The sequence below is a fragment of the Bradyrhizobium sp. WSM4872 genome (assembly GCF_055811715.1).
The window spans coordinates 431,882-451,105 of the sequence record NZ_JBVVPT010000001.1 but is presented as its reverse complement, the minus strand read 5'-3'; the positions used below and the strand labels follow the sequence as shown (position 1 = coordinate 451,105).

Genomic DNA, 19,224 nt, shown 5'->3' with positions numbered 1-19,224 from the left:
GCCGTCAGTTCTTGAAATAGCAGGGCTGGTCTAGATCCTCGATCAGCCCTTTTTCTTGCGGCGACCAGCCGAGCAAAGCACGCGTCTTCGCGCTCGAGGTCGGAACGTCGGCGGCCGCGAGTTGTGCGAACCAGCCGAAATGCGCGGCCGCTTCCTCGGGCGATTGGGACACCACGGGCACGCCGAGCCGCCGGCCGATCACTTCCGCAATCGCCTTGAACGGCACGCCTTCCTCGGCGATCGCGTGATAGTGCTTCGCGGGTGCGCCTTGCTCCAGCGCCAGCCGGTAGACGCGCGCGGCGTCGAAGCGGTGCGCGGCGGGCCAGCGGTTGCTGCCATCGCCGACATAGGCCGATACGCCCTTCTGGCGCGCGAGGTTGATCAGGATCGGGACGAAGCCGTGGTCGCCCTCGCCATGCGTGGAGGGCGGAAGACGCACAACGGCGGCGCGGAGGCCGGCCAGCGACAGCGCGGTCGCTTCCGACACGCGCGGAAAGCGCTGCGCCGACACATCATCCTCGGTGGCGAGGCGGCCGGGCGCAAGCAGCGCGACGCCGGAGGTGACGATGAGAGGGCGACCGGAGCCCTTGAGTTCCTCGCCGATCGCCAGGATCGCGCGGCGGTCGAGCTCGCAATTGTCGGCGAATTTCGAGAAATCGTGGTTGAAGCCGAGGTGCAGGACGCCATCCGTTGCAGCGGCGCCGCTGCGCAAGGACGCGTGGTCCTCTAGCGACCCGCGGTGGACATCGGCGCCCATCGCGGCGGCTCCCGCGTCGGAGCGGGCGAGGCCCGTGACCCGGTGGCCGGCGGCGATCAGATCGCGGACGACGGCGGAGCCGACGAAACCGGTGGCGCCAGTGACGAAAACACGCATCAGTATCTCCAGGGTTGGTGGAGACGACCATCCGCGCCAGGATTATCCGGGTAAAGTAGTGACATTATCGGGGTATAATAGCTAACAGGATGAGCGAGACCGCTTCAGCCGAAAACCTGCTCGGGGCCTACCTCAAGGACCGCCGTACCCGGCTCGACGCCGCCGCGTTCGGCTTCGCGGGTAGCCGCAGGCGTACGCCGGGACTCCGCCGCGAGGAGGTGGCGCAGCGCGCCAATATCAGCCCGACCTGGTACACTTGGCTCGAGCAGGGCCGCGGCGGCGCGCCGTCGCCCGATGTGCTCGACCGCATCGCACGAGCGCTGATGCTGACCGATGTCGAGCGCGAGCACCTGTTCCTGATCGGCCTCGGCCGTCCGCCCGAGGTGCGCTACCAGGCCGGCGAGAGCGTCTCGCCGCGGCTGCAGCGCGTGCTCGACGCGTTCGCATTCAGCCCGGCGCTGGTGCGGACCGCGACCTGGGACGTCGTCGCCTGGATCGTGCCGCAAGCGCCGTGCTGACCGACTACGGCGCGATCCCGCCGGGTCAGCGCAACATCCTGCGCTTCATCTTCTGCGATCCGCGCGTGCGCGCCGCGCAATACGATTGGGACAGCGTGGCGCGCTTCGTCGTCGCGGCATTCCGGGCGGACGCCGCGCGGGCCGGCGCAGTCTCGCATGTCGCCGATTTTGTCGACGAGCTGTGCCGGACCAGCCCGGAATTCGCCGCGCTCTGGCGCGACAACGACGTGCGTCACCACGGCGACGGCACCAAGCGGCTGCGGCATCCCGTTCACGGCACGATGTCGTTCGAATATTCGAGTTTTATCGTCGAGGGACGCTCCGATCTCAGCATGATCGTCTACAACCCCGCGACTCCCGAAGACGCCGAACGCATCCGGACACTGCTCGCCGAGCGCGCCGATTGACGGAATTTGCGAATTCGCGCGTTCAACCTGCATCTGGCGACGCGCGCGCGGTGCTTGCCGCCAACACTGGGGTTAGAATCGCTCCGGCCGGTATGGGGTCGGATCGATCGCCGGCGTTTCGCCGCTCATCATCTCCGCGAGCAGGCGCCCGGTCGCGGGTCCCAGCGTAAAGCCCTGGTGGCCGTGGCCAAAGTTCATCCAGAGGCCTGCATGGCGCGGGGCGGGGCCGAGCACCGGCAGCATGTCAGGCGTGCAGGGGCGGGTGCCGAACCAGGGGTCGGGCTCGACCCGCTTGCCAAGGTCGATCAACTCGCGCGCGGACGCTTCCGCGCTGGCGAGCTGCACGGGCGTTGCGAGCGCGTCCAGGCCCGTCAACTCCGCGCCGGTGGTGATGCGGATACCCTTCGCCATCGGACCCATGGCGTAGCCACCGGCTTTGTCGACCAGCGGCAGATCGAGCGAGGCGCCACCGCTGTAATGCATGTGGTAGCCACGCTTGCGCACCAGCGGGATGCGATAGCCGAATTTGAGCAGGAGATCGGGCGACCACGGCCCGAGCGTCACGACGGCGTGGGCGGCGTCGATGTGTCCAACGTCTGTCTTGACCGACCAGCCGGTGGCGGTCTGCTGCAGGCTTTGGGCATCACCGAGCACGATGGTGCCGCCGAGGCGCTCGAACAGATCGGCATAGGCCGTGACCAGCGCGCCGGGATCGGACACGGTCCAGGTGTCGAGCCAATGGATCGCGCCGGGCAGGTCGTCGCGCAGGACAGGTTCGGCCTTGGCGAGCTCGGCGCCCGAGAGCGCACGAAACCTCACGCCGAATTCGCGCTGGTCTTCTTCCGCCGCCTTGACGGCGAGATCGAACGAAGCTGCGTCGCGATGCAGGTGCCTGTATCCCGCGCGGCGGATCAGATTGTCGGCGTGGGCTTCGCGAATGAGGATGTCGTGCTCCGCCGTCGCGTAGGCGATCAGCCGCGCCCAGGCGTCGATCGCTTCGCGATGCCGCTTCGGCGCCGAATGCCACCAATAGCGGAGCAGGGGCTCGATATGGAGATGAAGCGATGAGAGGCTGTAACGCACGTCGTTGGTGCGGCCAGTCGCGATCTTCAGGAGCGTGGCGAGATCGCGTGGCATCGGATAGGGGCGCACCGCTTCCGCCTGGATCATGCCGGCATTGCCGTAGCTGGTCTCGCGGCCCGGCTCCCTGCGGTCGATCAGCGTGACGGACCAGCCGCGCTGCTGGAGGTGCAGCGCCGCGCTGACGCCGATCATGCCGCCGCCGAGGACGATCGCGCTTTGCATCGGAAGAAATTCTCCTGTCAGGCCGTCTGCGGCGTGAGCTTCGGCTCGGCCGTGTTGATGGTCGCGGCGACCACGACGGATAATGCCGTCATCGCCACGAGGAAGCCGAAGGCGGCATCGAACGATCCGGTTCCGGTCACGATGAAGCCGATCGCCACGGGTGCGACGAAGCCCGCGCTCTGGCCGCCGAGATTGACCATGCCGATGCCGGATCCGATCTGGTCGTCGCGGAGCAGCTTGGTCGGAAGCGCAATCACCGAGGCCAGCACGAAGGATTTGAAGAAATAGACCACCGACTGGTAGGTGATCAACATCGCGATCGTCTCCGCCTTGTACATGGCGTAGAGGAAGATGCCGGTCAATGCGGAGGCGCCGATCAGCAGATATTTTTCGCGCTCGGCGAAAAACGTCGTCATCACCCAGCCGCCGATCGCAGTCGCGATCGTCGCCATCACGAACGGGATCGGCGCCACGATGCCGACCGTCTTGAGGTCGAGCCCGCGCTGCTGGAGCAGATAGAGCGGCATCCAGGAATCCAGGCCCTTGTTGACGCAACTGAGGCCGAACCACACCACCATCAGCTGCCACAGCAGCGGATTCTTCATGAGCTCGCGCATCGGTGCACTGTTCTCGGCCTTCGTCCCCGCCGGGGTCGGATCGTTCGCACCCGGGCGGCCCAGATAGGGGACGAAGACGAAATAGGCCACCGCGAAGACGATGCCCGCAATGCCAATCGCGTTGAAGGCATGGCGCCAGCCGAGCCAGAGGATCAACGGCGCCATGACCAGCGGCGCGATCATGCTGCCGGCATAGTTGGATGACAGCAGCAGCGCCGACATCTTCGGCCGGCTGTCCTTCTTGAACACCTCCGCGACGGCGCGGATGCTCGCCGGCGGGAAGCCGCCCTCGGCGATGCCGAACAGGAAGCGGATCGCGATCAGCGATGTCAGCGACCAGGCAAGACTCGTGAACGCCGTGAACAGCGACCACATCACGATGGTGATGATCACCACATATTTCGATCCGAAGCGGTCGGAGAGCCATCCGCCCGGCACCTGCATTGCGGCGTAACCGAGGAAGAACGCGCTGATAACGATGCCGAGATCTGCGGCCTGGAGGTTGAAGTCCTTGCCGATCTGGGCCAGCGCCAGCGAGATCGCCGCGCGGTCGACATAGGAGATGCAGTAGGCGACGTAGAGCAGGACGAATGCGATGACGCTGGTCTTCCTCGGCAATTCCGTCATCCTCGTCTCCATTGCGCTGCCAGGGCTGGTTCGGTCGTTGCCGAGTTCAGGTCATTCCCGAGCTCTGATCATTCCCAAGTTCTTCATTCCCAAGTTCTTCATTGCCAAGTTCTGATCATTCCCAAGTCAGGAAGCCGGGTGCAGCCGAGAGCGGCGGCGCCACTGCAAGCCGGGCCAGATCGGGCGCGGGCCGGCACAATTGCGCGTCGCCGGAGAACGCTGCTTCGAGGCTCGCGGCCACCGTGAGCACGGCGGCGTCGCCGCCACGCTGACCAACGATCTGCAGGCCGAAAGGCAGCCCGGCTTCATCAAGGCCGAGAGGGATGCTGATGGCGGGATGGCCGGGAAGCGTGACCGCATAAGCGAGCGCGAGCCAATGGAAGTAGGATTTCGTAGGTACCCCGTCGATCTCCGCGGGATGGGGCTCCGACCACGGCCGCGGACTGAGCGTGATGGTCGGGCTGATCAGCACGTCGCAGCTTTCGAAGAAGCTTTGCCAGGCGCGATAGATCCGCGTCTGCGTCGTTGCGGCGCGCGCGTGATCTTCGAGGGTGTAGCCGAGGCCTTCCTCGACATTGGCGCGGACATTGGGCCCGAGCATCTCGGGCCGCTCCCTGTAGTTCTTGCCGTGTGTCGCCAGGAACATGCCGGCGCGCAGCACGGCGAAGGCGTCGTCGGCGCCGGAGCAATCCGGCGTCGCCTCGCGGCACTCCGCGAAGAGCGATGCAAGCTTGCTCACGCGATGGCGGAACACGCGCCGGATCGCCTGCTCGGTCGGGGCGAAGCCGAAGTCTTCGGTGAAGGCGAGGCGCAGCCTGCCGAGTTCTGCGGGGCGCGGCGCGGCCCAGCGTTCGGCACGCGCGCGCACGGACTCGCCGGGCAGCGTATAGGCGAGCGGATCGCGGGCATCGTCGCTCGCCATCACCGACAGCATCAGCGCGGTGTCGGCGACATTACGCGCCATCGGCCCGTCGGTCGACAAATTGGACCAGCCGAACACGCGCTTCTCGCTGGCGACGAGGCCGTAGGACGGACGCATGCCGACAATGCCGGCGAAGCCCGCCGGATTGCGCAATGAGCCGCCGGTGTCCGAGCCCGAGGCGAGCGGGGCCATGCCGCAGGCGAGCGCCACCGCCGAGCCGCCGGAGGAGCCAGCCGCCGAGCGCATTGGATCGAACGGATTGCCGGTCGCGCCGAACACGGGGTTGCGGGTGTTGCCGCCGGCCGCCCATTCCGGTGTGTTGGTCTTGCCGAAGATGATGGCGCCAGCCGCGCGCAGCCGGGCCACCGAGCCCTGGTCGGCGAGCGGGACGTTGTCCCTCAGCAACGGGCTGCCACAGGTGGTCCGTAGGCGAGCGGTGTCCTGGGTGTCCTTGACGAGAACGGGGAGCCCGTGGAGGGCACCATGATCCTCGCCGCGCATGATGGCGGCCTCGGCTTCCCTGGCAGCGGCACGAGCGCCAGGCTCGTCCAGTGTCACGACGGCATTGACGGCGGGATTGACGGCTGCGATCCGCGACAGGCACGAGTCCAGCAGCTCGACGGGCGAGATGTCCCGGGCGGACAGGTGGCGGCGCAGCTCAACGGCGCTGGAATCGCAAAGCTCGGACAACGCCAGTCCCTTTCAAGATTTGAAAACAATTTAGCATATCGGAAAGCGGAAGCCGCGCACCAATATTCGTCAGAACGGGCCGCTTCATGCACAAATGCTGGCTTACCTGCCCAAACGCGGACCAGATGCGGAACTCAGGGCCACCTTCAGTCGAAAAGATTAGATGGATCGGTCAAACAATTGTCCGCCGCCGTGATAGCTTCGCTGCATGAGCGAGATCCTGACGACGCCGGAGGGCGCCAACTCCCAGCTCGGCCAATGCCTCAAGGCTGCCCGCCAGGCGCGAGGGCTGACGCTCAAGCAGGTGGCGGAGCGGACCGGCATGGCACTGTCGACCCTGTCCAAGGTCGAGAACGGCCTGATGTCGCTGACCTACGACAAGCTGCTCCAGCTCACCTCGGGCTTGAAGATGGAGATCGCCGAGCTGTTCAATCCGGCACCCCCGCGCCCCGAGCAGAGCCGGCCGGTCACGGCACGACGGAGCATCAGCCGCGCCGGGCAGGGGCAGGTGATCACGACCGGCTTCTACACCTACACCTATCAATGCACCGATCTGATCGGCAAACGCATGGTGCCGATCCTGGCAGAAGTCCGGGCACGCTCGCTGGAGGAGTTCGGCCCTCTGCTGCGCCACGCCGGCGAGGAATATTTCGTGGTGACGAGCGGACGCGTTGCCGTCCACACCGAGTTCTACGCGCCGGAGATCCTGGCCGAGGGCGACGGCATCTATCTCGACAGCACCATGGGCCACGCCTACCTCAACGCCGGCGCAGCGCCTGCTGCAAAGGGCGTCTGCCTCTGCACCAGCGAGGCGCCTGACCTTTACGATCAGCTTCGCCGGATTGTATCGCGCGACGTGGCGCCGATCGAGGATGATCCGCCGTCGCTCTGACGTCTGCAAAGAGAGCGTGGAACGAAAAACGCCCGGCCGAAGTCGGGCGTTTTTGATTGGGGCTCGTCTATTCGCCGCCGCCGAAGCGGCGCGACCACCAGCCGGCGCGACGCGGTGCGGCCGACGTTTCGCTTGCCGCTGCGGGCGCGGGCTCCGGAGCCGGTGCGGCAACCGGCTCGGCCGCCTGCGCGACCGGTACCGGTTCACTCTGGCTGCTCGACGGGAAGCTCACCTTTTCCCGAACCGTCGAACGGCGTCGTGCGGCCTTGTCGTCGGCGTGCTCTTCGTCCGCGGCAGCAGGAGCCGGCTCAGGCCTGGCCGCTGCCTCAATCCGTGCTTCGGCCCGCGGCTCAGGCTGGGTGACCTGAGGTTCTGACGTGTGCTCGGCATGCGCGATCGAGGGCGCTGCCTCGCCGCCAAAACTGTCGAAATCGGCGACAGCGTTGGTCGCTTCCGACGGCGCATTGGCAGTGAGCTCGTCGCTGATGGAGCCGGCGAGACCTTCCTCGCCGGGACCGCGACGGCGGCGGCCACCACGGCGACCGCGCCGGCGACGGCGATCGGCGCTGCCCTGCTGCTCGCCACGGGCTGCCTGTTCCTCGCCTTCCTCGCCTTCCGGCTCGGCCTCGGCATCCTCTTCGCCTTCGCCGGCCGCCATGGCCGTCTCGGCAAGAGCGGGCGCGCCATCCTCGCGCGTCTCCTCGTCGCGCGGGCCACCGCGACCGCGGCGGCGACGGCGACGCTTGCGGCGCTGGCCGTCCTGCTCAGCAGCGGCATCGCCTGTGGTCTGCTCCTCGGCGAGACCTTCGGTTTCTTCGGTCTCGACCTCGGACTCGGTTTCCGGATCGAACTCCTCGTCGTCATAGGCCTCTTCGACCAGGGGCGGCGGGCTTGCGGCCGCCTGCGCCGCCAGCAGAGCCTTGGCGGCTTCCAGCGTATGCACCTGCTCGCCGCGGTCGATGACATAGGCCTGAGGCCCGTTGACGCTCGGATCGGCGATGACCGACAACGTGACCTTGAAGCCGTTCTCCAGATCGCGCAGATGGCCGCGCTTGTGGTTCAGCACATAGAGCGCGACGTCGGTGCGGGTGCGGACCACGAGGTTGTGGGTCGCGCCCTTCATCAGTATCTCTTCGAGACCGCGCAGCAACTGAAGCGCAACCGAGGACACCGAGCGTACATGGCCGGTGCCGCCGCAATGCGTGCACGGATCGGTCGAGGACTCCAGCACGCTGGCGCGGATGCGCTGGCGTGACATCTCGAGCAGGCCGAAATGCGAGATGCGTCCGACCTGGATCCGCGCGCGGTCCTGCCGGAGGCAATCGGACAGCTTGCGTTCCACCGCGCGGTTGTTGCGCTTCTCGTCCATGTCGATGAAGTCGATGACGATCAGGCCGGCGAGGTCGCGCAACCGAAGCTGACGCGCAACCTCCTCCGAGGCCTCGAGATTGGTCTTGAGCGCGGTGTCCTCGATATGATGCTCGCGCGTCGAACGACCGGAGTTGACGTCGATCGAGACCAGCGCTTCGGTCTGGTTGATCACGATGTAGCCGCCGGAGCGCAACTGCACGGTCGGCGAGAACATCGCATCCAGCTGGCTTTCGACGCCCATGCGCGAGAACAGCGGCTGGCCGTCACGATACTGCCTCACCGCGCTCACATTGGCGGGCATCAGCATTTTCATGAAGTCGCGCGCTTCGCGGTAGCCGGCATCACCCGCCACCTGGATCTCGTCGATCTCCTTGTTGTAGAGGTCGCGCAGCGAGCGCTTGATCAGCGAGCCTTCCTCGTAGACGAGGGTCGGGGCCTGCGACTTCAGCGTCATGTCGCGCACCGTCTCCCACATCCGGATCAGGTACTCGAAATCGCGCTTGATCTCGGGCTTGGTACGGGCGGCGCCCGCGGTGCGCAGAATGATCCCCATGCCCTCGGGCACGTCGAGATCCTGCACCACTTCCTTCAGGCGCGAACGGTCCTGCGCGCTCGTGATCTTGCGGCTGATGCCGCCGCCGCGCGCGGTGTTCGGCATCAAGACGGCATAGCGGCCGGCGAGCGAGAGGTAGGTCGTCAGCGCCGCGCCCTTGTTGCCGCGCTCTTCCTTGACGACCTGCACCAGCATCACCTGGCGACGCTTGATGACTTCCTGGATCTTGTACTGGCGGCGGGGGCGGAAGGTGCGCTCCGGCACTTCCTCCAGCACATCGTCGCCGCCGACGGATTCGACGACGTCCTCTTCGGCTTCCTCGTCGTCCTCGTCTTCGTCGTCGTCCTCGGCGGTCGCTTCGGATTCGTGATGCGGAGCCTGCGCATTCTCGCCTTCGGCGTACACGGCGTCGGCAGGCTCAGCAGCCGATGTCACGGCCTCGGCAAGATCGTCGGCGTGTGCGTCGGAGGTAACGTCCTGCGGCTCGGCAACGGCTTCTGCGGCAACCACGGGCTCGGCGCCGATCGCTGCGACAGGCGCCGGTGCCTCGTCGGCATGATCATGGTCGTGATGGTCGTGCTCGCCATGATGATCGTGGTCGTGATGATCATGGGCGTGAGGATCGTCACCATGGGCATGATCATGGTCGTGGTGGTCATGTCCTTCGTGGTCATGTGTTTCGTGGCCGTGATGATCGTGGCCTTCGTGCTCGCCGTGATGCTCTACGCCGGCGTGCAGGTGCTCGCCCTCGTGCGAAGCGCCCTCGGGCAGCGCCTCGCCCTGGACCTGCCGGGTCGCGGGATCGCCTTCGACGACCTCGCTGCGGACGCGCTCGCCATGGCTACGGCGGCGGGAATTGCGGTGGCGGGAGCGGCGGCGGCCCTGGGAGCGGTTCTCGCTCTCTTCCTCGGCCTCGCGATGGGCCTGCTCCTCGGCTTCGATCAGCGCCTGCCGGTCGGCAACCGGGATCTGGTAGTAGTCGGGATGGATTTCGCTGAAGGCGAGGAAGCCGTGGCGGTTGCCGCCATATTCGACGAAAGCGGCCTGGAGCGAGGGTTCGACCCTTGTGACCTTGGCGAGGTAGATATTCCCGCGCAGTTGCTTGCGTTGCGCGGTCTCGAAATCAAACTCTTCGACGCGATTGCCGCGGACCACGACGACCCGGGTCTCTTCCGGGTGGGTGGCATCGATCAACATCTTGTTGGGCATGTCTTAACTCTTGGCGGCGGCGGGCGCGATTCACCGTGGGCGCCATCAGCGCTGCCGGGTGACGCGACGGTCCACCTGATTCGGGGGTGAGGGGAAGGCCGAAACGCCGTCTCTCGCGCCTTGCCGAACCGGAAGCCGGAGGACCAAAGTGGCGCGCGGAATTTTCACTCCGCAGCGTCGCGAATGGTCCTTCAGAATTGGTCGGCACAGTCTGGCGCATCAAGCGTCGGCCCGTATGAAACATTGGGCGGCGGGGCCGCCCCTCAATCAGTTGCTGTTGGCCAGGCATGGCGCGAGCGCGCTCGCCTTGGGTATTACGAACCGCTCCCTTGGGATTAAGGGACCGGGTAACGGGTTGCGCCGCTGTCAGAACCGTCCCGGAAACGTGGTGGTAACCGGGGACCGTCCGCCGCCGGGGCTTGTCCCGCTCCACCTTGCTGCCGCGCACCGCGCTGGACTTAGAGGGGAACGGAAAAACGCTGGAATTCCCAAACCTTGAGAGTTCCGGCGCTGCACCGGGAGGCTGAATGCGACACAACCGGAAATATCGGCCGTCAGCATTCCGTACATACGTGGATTGGGCCATCCGTGCAAGGAGCGTCGCACGGCGGTCACAGTCAGCGAGTTTCGCGTGTCTGTCATTAAGGATCGTTTAACCCTGTGGTTCTATTGCGTTAAAGAGGCTGCTCGGAGGCACGGAATCGGTGGCGAGCCGCGCAAATCAAAGGATCTTGCTGGGATGCGTGCTGCTCTGTGCGGCGGCATTGCCGTGTGCTGATTCCTCGCGCCTGAAGGCCGCGGAAAGCCAAACCCCTGTTGCATCAGCGAATTTCCCGACGGCCTCGGCCGCCCGGCTGGCCGGTGACGGCAAGCAAACGCGCTTTGTCCTCGACATCGACCAGACCGTTAGCTTCCGCGCCGTCACGCTGGCCGACCCATACCGGGTGGTGGTCGACGTTCCCCAGGTCAACTTTCAACTTCCCGCCGGCACCGGGTCCGGCGGACGCGGACTGGTCAAGGCCTTCCGCTATGGGCTGGTGATGCCCGGCGGCTCCCGAATCGTGTTCGACCTGACCGGCCCGGCCAAGATCGCCAATTCCTACGTGGTGGAGGCTGCCAATGGTCAGCCGGCGCGGCTGGTGCTCGAAATGGAGGAGGTCGAGCGCACCGCCTTCGTGCCGTCGCTGGCTCCGGACAACCGTCCTGAGCTGCGGCCGGCAATTGCCGATCCGCTGCCCGCGACGGTTCCCGCATCTGCACACCCTGAAGCCGGGCAGAAGGCCGATGGCCGCGCGGTGGTCGTCATCGATCCCGGCCATGGCGGCATCGACAACGGCACGCAGTCGAGCGGTGAGAGCGAGAAGAATCTGGTGCTGGCGTTCGGCCTGGCGCTGCGCGAACGGCTGGAAAAGACCGGCAAATATCGCGTGGTGATGACACGGGACGACGACACCTTCATCCCGCTCAACGACCGGGTCAAAGTCGCCCGCAGCCTCAAGGCGGCGCTGTTCGTCTCGATCCATGCCGACGCGCTGCCGCGCGCCGAGGGCGATGCGCAGGGCGCGACCATCTACACGTTGTCCGACAAGGCTTCCGACGCCGAGGCGCAGCGGCTCGCGGATGCTGAAAACCGGGCGGACGCCATCGCCGGCTTCAACCTCGCGGAGGAGCCGACCGATGTCGCCGACATCCTGATCGATCTCACCCAGCGGGAAACCCGCACCTTTTCAAGTCGTTTTGCCCGCCTGTTGATGGGCGAAATGAAGTCGACGGTGCGCATGCACAAGCATCCCCTGAAGTCGGCCGGCTTCCGGGTGCTGAAGGCGCCCGACGTGCCGTCGGTCCTGGTCGAGATCGGTTATGTCTCCAACAAGGGCGACCTCGAGCATCTGGTCTCCGAGGGATGGCGGTCACGTGCCGTGGGCTCGATGGCGCAGGCGATCGACGGGTTTTTGGCGAAACGGATGGCTACGGCCGGGTCCTCGAATTGAGAGTGATTTTCCGTCCCGCCGCAAAAGCCCTAGTTTGGCCACAGCGGGCGCTTTATAAAAACGCCGCAGGGGGTTCCGGAATCGGCGAGAATCCCGCTCGGCAAGCGTCTTGAGTCCGGTGCTGATAGTATTGAGTAAGGCCGGTGAATTCACGATGGTTTGGCGCCTGTTTCGGTGCCAGAGGCTGATCTTTGGGCTGATCCAGAGTTTGAACGGATAAACAGATAATGCGCTTGCTGGTGCGGTTCATGGGCTTCCTGTTCGCCGCGGGAACGGTGTTGTTCCTTGTGGGGGTCGGTGCCGTCGCAGGCCTGATCTGGCATTTCTCCAAGGACTTGCCGGACTACTCTCAGCTTCAGGATTACGAGCCGCCGGTGATGACCCGCGTGCACGCGACCGACGGCTCGCTGCTCGGCGAGTACGCCAAGGAGCGGCGGCTGTACCTGCCGATCCAGGCGGTGCCGAAACTTGTGATCAACGCCTTCCTCGCGGCCGAGGACAAGAATTTCTACGAGCATGGCGGCATCGACTATACCGGCATGGCGCGCGCCGGCGTGGTCTACATCCAGAATTACGGCTCCAATCGCCGTCCGCAGGGCGCTTCCACGATCACCCAGCAGGTCGCCAAGAACTTCCTTCTGACCAACGAGGTCTCCTTCGCGCGCAAGATCAAGGAAGCCTTGCTGGCGATGCGGATCGAGAAGACCTACTCGAAGGACAAGATCCTCGAGCTGTATCTGAATGAAATCTATCTGGGCCTCGGCGCCTACGGCATCGCGGCTGCGTCGCTGGTTTATTTCGACAAGTCGGTGAACGAGCTGACGGTGGCGGAAGCGTCCTATCTCGCGGCGCTGCCGAAGATGCCCGCGACGCTGCATCCCGTTCGCAACCGCGACCGCGCCATCGAGCGCCGCAATTACGTGATCGATCGTCTGGTTGAGAACGGCTGGGTCAAGCAGGCCGACGCCGACAAGGCGCGCAAGGAGCCGCTGGTCGTTACCAGCCGTTCCAACGGCGCCCACACATTCGCCGGCGAATATTTCGCCGAGGAAGTGCGCCGCGACATCTTCGAGCGCTATGGCGAGAAGAAGCTGTACGAGGGCGGCCTCTCGGTCCGCACCACGCTCGATCCGAAGATCCAGGTCATGGCGCGCAAGACCATGGTCGCCGGTCTCGTGAACTATGACGAGCAGCAGGGTTATCGGGGCGCCATCAGCAAGCTCGACATTTCGGGCGACTGGGGCGTGAAGCTCGCCGAGATCAAGTCTCTGTCCGATATCTCGCCGTGGCGCATGGCCGTGGTGCTGGAGACCAGCGACCAGTCGGCGCGCATCGGCTTCCAGCCGAGCCGCGAGCTCGGCGGCGCGGTGAGCAAGCAGCGCGAGACCGGCCTTATCACGCTCGACGGCATCAAATGGGCAAAGTCGGCGTCCGGCGCCACGAAGGGCAGGGCGGCAAGCGCAGTGTCGCAGGTGCTCCAGCCCGGCGACGTGATCTACGCCGATCCGCTGTACAAGGACGCCCAGCCTGTCGAAGGTCAGTACCGGCTGCGCCAGATCCCCGAAGTGTCCGGCGCGATGGTGGTCATGGACCCCTGGACCGGTCGCGTGCTGGCAATGGTCGGCGGCTTCTCGTTCGACCAGAGCCAGTTCAACCGCGCCACTCAGGCCTATCGGCAGCCCGGTTCGTCGTTCAAGCCGATCGTCTATTCGGCCGCGCTCGACAACGGCTATACGCCCTCGACTGTCGTGCTCGACGCGCCGATCGAAATCGACCAGGGCCAGGGCGCGGGCGTGTGGCGGCCTGAAAACTTCTCCTCGGGCAAGTTCCAGGGGCCGGTGACGCTGCGCAATGCGCTGCGGCAGTCGCTCAACACGGTGACGGTGCGCCTCGCCCAGGACATCGGCATGCCCCTGATCGGCGAGTATGCCCGCCGCTTTGGCGTCTATGACGAACTGCCGAACTATCTCTCCTACGCGCTCGGCGCTGGCGAGACCACGGCGATGCGCATGGTCACGGCCTATTCGATGCTCGCCAATGGCGGCCGCCGGGTGAAGCCGACTCTGATCGACCGGATCCAGGATCGCTACGGCCACACCATCTTCAAGCACGACCAGCGCGAATGCCGCGGCTGCGACGCGCCGGGCGGTTGGAAAAACCAGAACGAGCCGCAGCTGATCGACCGCCGCGAGCAGGTGCTGGATTCCATGACCGCCTATCAGATCACCGAGTTGATGGAAGGCGTGGTCCAGGCCGGCACCGCGACCGTGGTCAAGCAGGTCGGCAAGCCGATCGCCGGCAAGACCGGCACCACCAACGAGGCCAAGGACGCCTGGTTCGTCGGCTTCTCGCCCGATGTCGCCGTCGCCATCTATATGGGCTACGACAAGCCGCGTCCGCTCGGCAAGGGTAACGCCGCGACCGGTGGCCATCTCGCAGCTCCCATCGCGCGCGACTTCCTCCAGCTCGCGCTCGCCGACAAGCCCGCGGTCCCGTTCAAGGTGCCGGCCGGCATCAAGCTGGTGCGGGTCGTCGCCAAGACCGGCATGCGCGCCGGTCCGGGCGAGACCGGCGGAACCATCCTCGAAGCCTTCAAGCCGGGCACGGCGCCGCCGGATAATTATTCGGTCATCGGCGTTGCCGATGCCGACGGCCGGATGCCGGCGTCGCAGCAGCAGCAGCCGGATTCCGGTTTCTTCATGCGGCCGGGCACCGGCGGGCTGTACTAAGGCATAGGACAAGACAGACGTTCGTCGCCGCGGCGGTTGCGCTTTGCAGCCGCCGCCGCTACATCCCGTTGCAATTCAACGCGGAACAATTCCGCGAGACCAGAGAATCCCATGCGCGCCGAAATCGAACGGTTGGTAGAAGAGATCAAGCAGTCTGTCGGGCTGCTGAGGAGGCATCTTTGACGTCGAGAAATCGACGGCGCGCCTCGCTGAGCTGAACAAGCTCGCAGAAGATCCCTACCTCTGGAACGATCCCCAGAAAGCCCAGAAATTGATGCAGGAGCGCACCTCGCTCGAGGATGCGCTCTCCGGCATCGGCAAGGTCGAGCAGGAGCTCGAAGACGACATCGGCATGATCGAGCTCGGCGAAGCCGAGGGCGATGAGGGCGTCGTCAAGGAAGCCGAAGCCGCGCTGAAGACCCTCAAGAAGGAAGTCGCCCGGCGCGAGCTCGAGGCGCTGCTCTCGGGCGAGGCCGACGGTTTCGATTCCTATCTCGAAGTCCATGCCGGCGCCGGTGGCACCGAGAGCCAGGACTGGGCGCAGATGCTGCTCCGCATGTACTCGCGCTGGGCCGAAACCCACGGCTTCAAGGTCGAGGTGCTGGAAGAGTCCGAGGGCGAAGAGGCCGGCATCAAGTCCGCGACCATCCAGGTCTCCGGTCACAATGCCTATGGTTGGCTCAAGACCGAGGCGGGCGTGCACCGCCTGGTGCGGATCTCGCCATTCGATTCCAACGCGCGGCGGCACACCTCGTTCTCGTCGGTTGCCGTGTTTCCGGTGATCGACGATACCATCAAGATCGACATCAAGGAATCCGACGTCCGCGTCGACACCATGCGCTCCGGTGGTGCCGGCGGCCAGCACGTCAACAAGACCGAGTCCGCGGTGCGCCTGACGCACATTCCGACCGGCGTCGCCGTGGTTTGCCAGGCCGGCCGCTCGCAGCACAAGAACAAGGCGCAGGCCTGGGACATGTTGCGCGCACGGCTTTACCAGATCGAGCTGAAGCGGCGTGAAGAGAAAGCCGCCGCCGACCAAGCCGCCAAGACCGACATCGGCTGGGGCCACCAGATCCGCTCCTACGTGCTCCAGCCCTACCAGATGGTGAAGGACCTGCGCACGGGTGTGCAGACCTCCGACACATCAGGCGTGCTCGGCGGCGATCTCGACGACTTCATGGCCGCGACCCTGGCGCAGCGCGCCTTCGGCACCCCCGGCGCCGACATCGAGGACGTCGACTGATGCCCCGCATCGCCTTCGTCGGACTTGGACGGATGGGCCATGGCATGGCCGGTCGCTATCTCGATGCAGGCTTCACGGTGACGCTGTGGAATCGCAGCAAAACAAAAGCTGAAGACCTGATCGCGCGCGGCGCGCAGTGGGCGACCTCGCCTGAAGACGCGGCGATCGACGCCGACGCCGTCGTGACCATGGTCGCCGATGACGAGGCCTCGCGCGCGGTCTGGCTCGGGCCCAAGGGCGCGGCCAAGACCGCGAAGGCCGGCACCATCGCGATCGAATGCTCCACCGTCTCCTATGACCATGCGCGCGAGATGGGCCGCGAAATGAACGGGCGCGGCCTGATCTATATCGATTGCCCGGTGACGGGATTGCCGGACGCTGCAGCAAGCGGAAAGCTGACGCTGCTCGTTGGTGCCGATGCCGCCGATCTCGAACGCGCGCGGCCCTATCTGACACCGATCGGCTCGACCATCCGCCATTTCGGCGCGGTCGGCGCCGGCACCGTCTACAAGCTGATCAACAATCTGATGGGCGCGATTCAGATCGCCGGCCTCGCCGAGGGACTTGCCATCGCCGAGCAGGCCGGCCTGGACATGAATCTGGTGCTGGACTCGATTCAGGCGGGCGTCGCCGCAAGTCCGCAGGTGCAACGACACTCCAAGCGCATGGTCGCCCGCGATTTTTCCGGCGCGACATTCACGGCGGCGCTGCGGCACAAGGATGCCGCTTACGCCGTGAAACTCGCCGAGAGCCTGCTGGCCGACAAGCCGCTGGTCGCGCGCGCCGCGGTCGAGGCCTACGCGCAGGCCAAGGCCGTGATGCCTGACGACGACGAAGGCAAGATGATCGAGCTGGTGTCGCGGCCGAAGAGGCTGTCCTAGCGGATCACATCGACATGGGGCAGCCTCGTTCGCCTCTTTCGAGCATCGGTCTTGTAAACGGGTGCGTCGTCGGAAATCGGGTGGCGCTGTTCGCCGTGTTGTCTTAGGCGGCTGTCTCGGCCACCGTCATGAGACGCCATGTCCCCGAACGACAACCGTATCGACGCGCGAGACTGGTCGCTGCTCGCTGTGCTCTCGGCGCTCTGGGGCGGCTCGTTCTTTTTCAACGGCACGGCGCTGCGGGAATTGCCGCCGCTCACGCTGGTGCTTTTGCGCGTTGCCCTTGGCGCGGCCATTCTGCTGCCGCTGCTCCGCATGCACGGCATCGGTTTTCCCAAGGGCATCGCCGGCTGGAAACCGTTCGTCGCGATTGGGCTCCTCAACAACGTCGTCCCATTCTCGCTGATCGTGATGGGCCAGACTTTCATTCCAAGCGGGCTGGCGTCGATCCTGAATGCCACCACGCCGCTGTTCACGGTGATCGTGATGGCGGCGGCAGGCGAAGAGGCCTTGCGGCTGCGGCGCGTTGTCGGCGTGGCACTGGGCCTCGCCGGCGTGATCATCCTGCGCGGATGGGGCGTTGAAACACGGGAGGGGCAGGGGCTGGGCATCCTGCTCTGCCTCGGCGGCGCCTTCAGCTATGGTTTTGCGGCATTGGCAGCGCGACGGTTGTTGAAGGACTCCCCGCCGCTGGGGACGGCAGCATATCAACTGATGGCTTCCACGGTGATGATGGCGATCGTCGCCGGCGTGGTGGAGCAGCCGTGGCGTCTCCCGATGCCGGGCGTGACGATTTGGCTCGCGGTGCTTGGCCTTGCCGGCCTGTCGACGGCGCTCGCCTACATCGTCTTCTTCCAGATCCTGCGGCGGTCGGGCGCGACCAATGTGATGCTGGTGACGCTGCTCATTCCCGTCACCGCCGTTCTTCTGGGATCGCTGGTGCTGGGCGAGCCGATCGCCATGCGTGAGATCGCGGGCGCGATCGTGATCGGCAGCGCGTTGCTGGTGATCGATGGGCGCGTTCTGAACCTGCTGCGGCGCGGCACATAGTTCCAGATCCGCCGTTTCACCTCACGGAAAATCGCGGCGCTTGCCAGCCGCAGGCGGCCTTGCGACACTCTCGGCAAAACAAGACTACAGAACACAGGGGAGAGAACGATGCCGGGTCGTCGCAATAACCTTGCTGCCCTCGCCATTCTTGCTGCCGGCGTGCTCGTCTCGACACCGGCCCTGGCGCAGAAGAAATATGACCCCGGAGCGACCGACACCGAAATCAAGCTCGGCAATATCATGCCCTATAGCGGGCCGGCGTCGTCCTATGGCGTGATCGGCAAGACCGAGGCCGCGTTCTTCAAGATGATCAACGACCAGGGCGGCATCAACGGGCGCAAGATCAATTTCATCAGCTATGACGACGCCTATTCGCCGCCGAAGGCGATCGAGCAAGCGCGCAAGCTGGTTGAGAGCGACGAGGTGTTGCTGATCTTCCAGCCGCTCGGCACGCCTTCGAACTCCGCGATCATGAAATACATGAATTCGAAGAAGGTGCCGCAGCTCTTCGTTGCCTCCGGCGGCACCAAGTTCGGCGACCCAAAGAATTTCCCATGGACCATGGGATTCCAGCCGAACTACCAGAGCGAGGGGCGGATCTACGCGAAATATATCCGTGACAAGTTTCCGAACAGCAAGATCGCGGTGTTCTGGCAGAACGACGACGCCGGCAAGGACCAGTTCAAGGGCCTGAAGGACGGGCTCGGCGACAAGGCCAATATGATCATCGCCGACAAATCCTATGAGGTCAGCGATCCCTCGATCGACTCGCAGATCGTCGCCTTGCACGATTCCGGCGCCGACATCTTCTTCTCCTGGGCCGCGCCAAAGGGATCGGCGCAGGCGATCCGGAAGGTCGGCGAGCTCGGCTGGAAGCCGAAATTCTTCCTGGCCAATACGGCTACGTCGATCGCCTCTGTGCTCAAGCCCGCCGGGCTCGACTATTCCAAGGACATCATCTCGACCGCATATTTGAAAGATCCGACCGACCCGACCTGGGACAAGGATCCGGCCGTGATCGCGTGGCGCACCTTCATGGACAAGTACTATCCCGAAGGGGACAAGACCAACGCCAACAACCTTTATGGCTACGTCCAGGCAGAGGCGATGGCGCAGGTGCTGAAGCAGTGCGGCGACAATCTCACGCGTGACAACGTGATGAAGCAGGCCACGAACCTGAAAGATTTCCACACCGACCTGATGCTGCCCGGCATCATGGTCAACACCTCGGCCGACGATTATTTCCCGATCGAGCAGATGCAGCTGATGCGCTTCAACGGGCAGGCCTGGGAGCTGTTCGGCGACGTCATCACCGGTGAGGTCGGCCACGAGCGGGGCCAGTAGT

12 protein-coding genes and 1 pseudogene are annotated in these 19,224 nt (G+C 65.3%); 8 read left to right on the top strand and 5 right to left on the bottom strand.

Annotated elements, in window-relative coordinates; translation table 11 throughout:
- Positions 1 to 4: 4 nt before the first annotated feature.
- Entirely contained in the window at positions 5 to 874 is an 870-nt protein-coding gene (locus AC0L3C_RS02180; protein WP_473407029.1) for an SDR family oxidoreductase, read from the bottom strand.
- Positions 875 to 963: 89 nt separating this feature from the next.
- On the opposite strand from AC0L3C_RS02180, the pseudogene AC0L3C_RS02175 reads away from it, so the two are divergent.
- A pseudogene (locus AC0L3C_RS02175) lies at positions 964 to 1,799 on the top strand (helix-turn-helix transcriptional regulator).
- Between the two features lie 72 nt (positions 1,800 to 1,871).
- On the opposite strand, the gene AC0L3C_RS02170 reads toward AC0L3C_RS02175, so the two are convergent.
- From AC0L3C_RS02170 to AC0L3C_RS02160, 3 genes are all read right to left on the bottom strand, one after another.
- On the bottom strand, positions 1,872 to 3,104 hold the full coding sequence (locus AC0L3C_RS02170; RefSeq protein ID WP_473256976.1) for an NAD(P)/FAD-dependent oxidoreductase: 1,233 nt from the start codon (positions 3,102 to 3,104) through the stop codon (positions 1,872 to 1,874).
- A 17-nt stretch (positions 3,105 to 3,121) separates the two neighbouring features.
- Positions 3,122 to 4,348: an MFS transporter gene (locus AC0L3C_RS02165; RefSeq protein ID WP_473407028.1), complete on the bottom strand. Its 1,227-nt coding sequence runs from the start codon at positions 4,346 to 4,348 to the stop codon at positions 3,122 to 3,124.
- A gap of 115 nt (positions 4,349 to 4,463) precedes the next feature.
- Positions 4,464 to 5,960, bottom strand: a complete 1,497-nt coding sequence (locus tag AC0L3C_RS02160; RefSeq protein WP_473407027.1) for an amidase — start codon at positions 5,958 to 5,960, stop codon at positions 4,464 to 4,466.
- A 208-nt stretch (positions 5,961 to 6,168) separates the two neighbouring features.
- Between AC0L3C_RS02160 and AC0L3C_RS02155 the strand changes: the two genes are divergently transcribed.
- Positions 6,169 to 6,852: a helix-turn-helix domain-containing protein gene (locus tag AC0L3C_RS02155; protein WP_473407026.1), complete on the top strand. Its 684-nt coding sequence runs from the start codon at positions 6,169 to 6,171 to the stop codon at positions 6,850 to 6,852.
- A 67-nt stretch (positions 6,853 to 6,919) separates the two neighbouring features.
- On the opposite strand, the gene AC0L3C_RS02150 is transcribed toward AC0L3C_RS02155, so the two are convergent.
- Positions 6,920 to 9,985 carry an Rne/Rng family ribonuclease gene (locus AC0L3C_RS02150; protein WP_473407025.1) on the bottom strand — a complete coding sequence of 1,022 codons (3,066 nt, stop codon included), beginning with the start codon at positions 9,983 to 9,985 and terminating at the stop codon, positions 6,920 to 6,922.
- A 704-nt stretch (positions 9,986 to 10,689) separates the two neighbouring features.
- On the opposite strand from AC0L3C_RS02150, the gene AC0L3C_RS02145 reads away from it, so the two are divergent.
- The 6 genes from AC0L3C_RS02145 (at position 10,690) to AC0L3C_RS02120 (ending at position 19,223) form a co-directional block, all read left to right on the top strand.
- Entirely contained in the window at positions 10,690 to 11,976 is a 1,287-nt protein-coding gene (locus AC0L3C_RS02145) for an N-acetylmuramoyl-L-alanine amidase (protein ID WP_473278039.1), read from the top strand.
- Positions 11,977 to 12,203: 227 nt separating this feature from the next.
- A complete protein-coding gene (locus AC0L3C_RS02140) occupies positions 12,204 to 14,705 on the top strand; it encodes a penicillin-binding protein 1A (protein WP_473256970.1) in 2,502 nt (833 codons plus the stop codon).
- A gap of 111 nt (positions 14,706 to 14,816) precedes the next feature.
- Positions 14,817 to 15,948 (top strand): peptide chain release factor 2 gene (prfB, locus tag AC0L3C_RS02135; protein ID WP_473407024.1). Its coding sequence is split into 2 segments (ribosomal slippage): positions 14,817 to 14,885 and positions 14,887 to 15,948, totalling 1,131 coding nucleotides; the frame shifts between segments, so codons are not numbered across the junction.
- Positions 15,948 to 16,829, top strand: a complete 882-nt coding sequence (locus AC0L3C_RS02130) for an NAD(P)-dependent oxidoreductase (protein ID WP_473407023.1) — start codon at positions 15,948 to 15,950, stop codon at positions 16,827 to 16,829. The genes prfB and AC0L3C_RS02130 overlap by 1 nt, the downstream gene beginning before the upstream one ends.
- A 138-nt stretch (positions 16,830 to 16,967) precedes the next feature.
- Complete coding sequence (locus AC0L3C_RS02125) at positions 16,968 to 17,879, top strand: DMT family transporter (RefSeq protein ID WP_473278041.1); 912 nt, start codon at positions 16,968 to 16,970, stop codon at positions 17,877 to 17,879.
- Between the two features lie 108 nt (positions 17,880 to 17,987).
- Positions 17,988 to 19,223 carry an ABC transporter substrate-binding protein gene (locus AC0L3C_RS02120; protein ID WP_473256966.1) on the top strand — a complete coding sequence of 412 codons (1,236 nt, stop codon included), beginning with the start codon at positions 17,988 to 17,990 and terminating at the stop codon, positions 19,221 to 19,223.
- Position 19,224 lies beyond the last annotated feature (1 nt).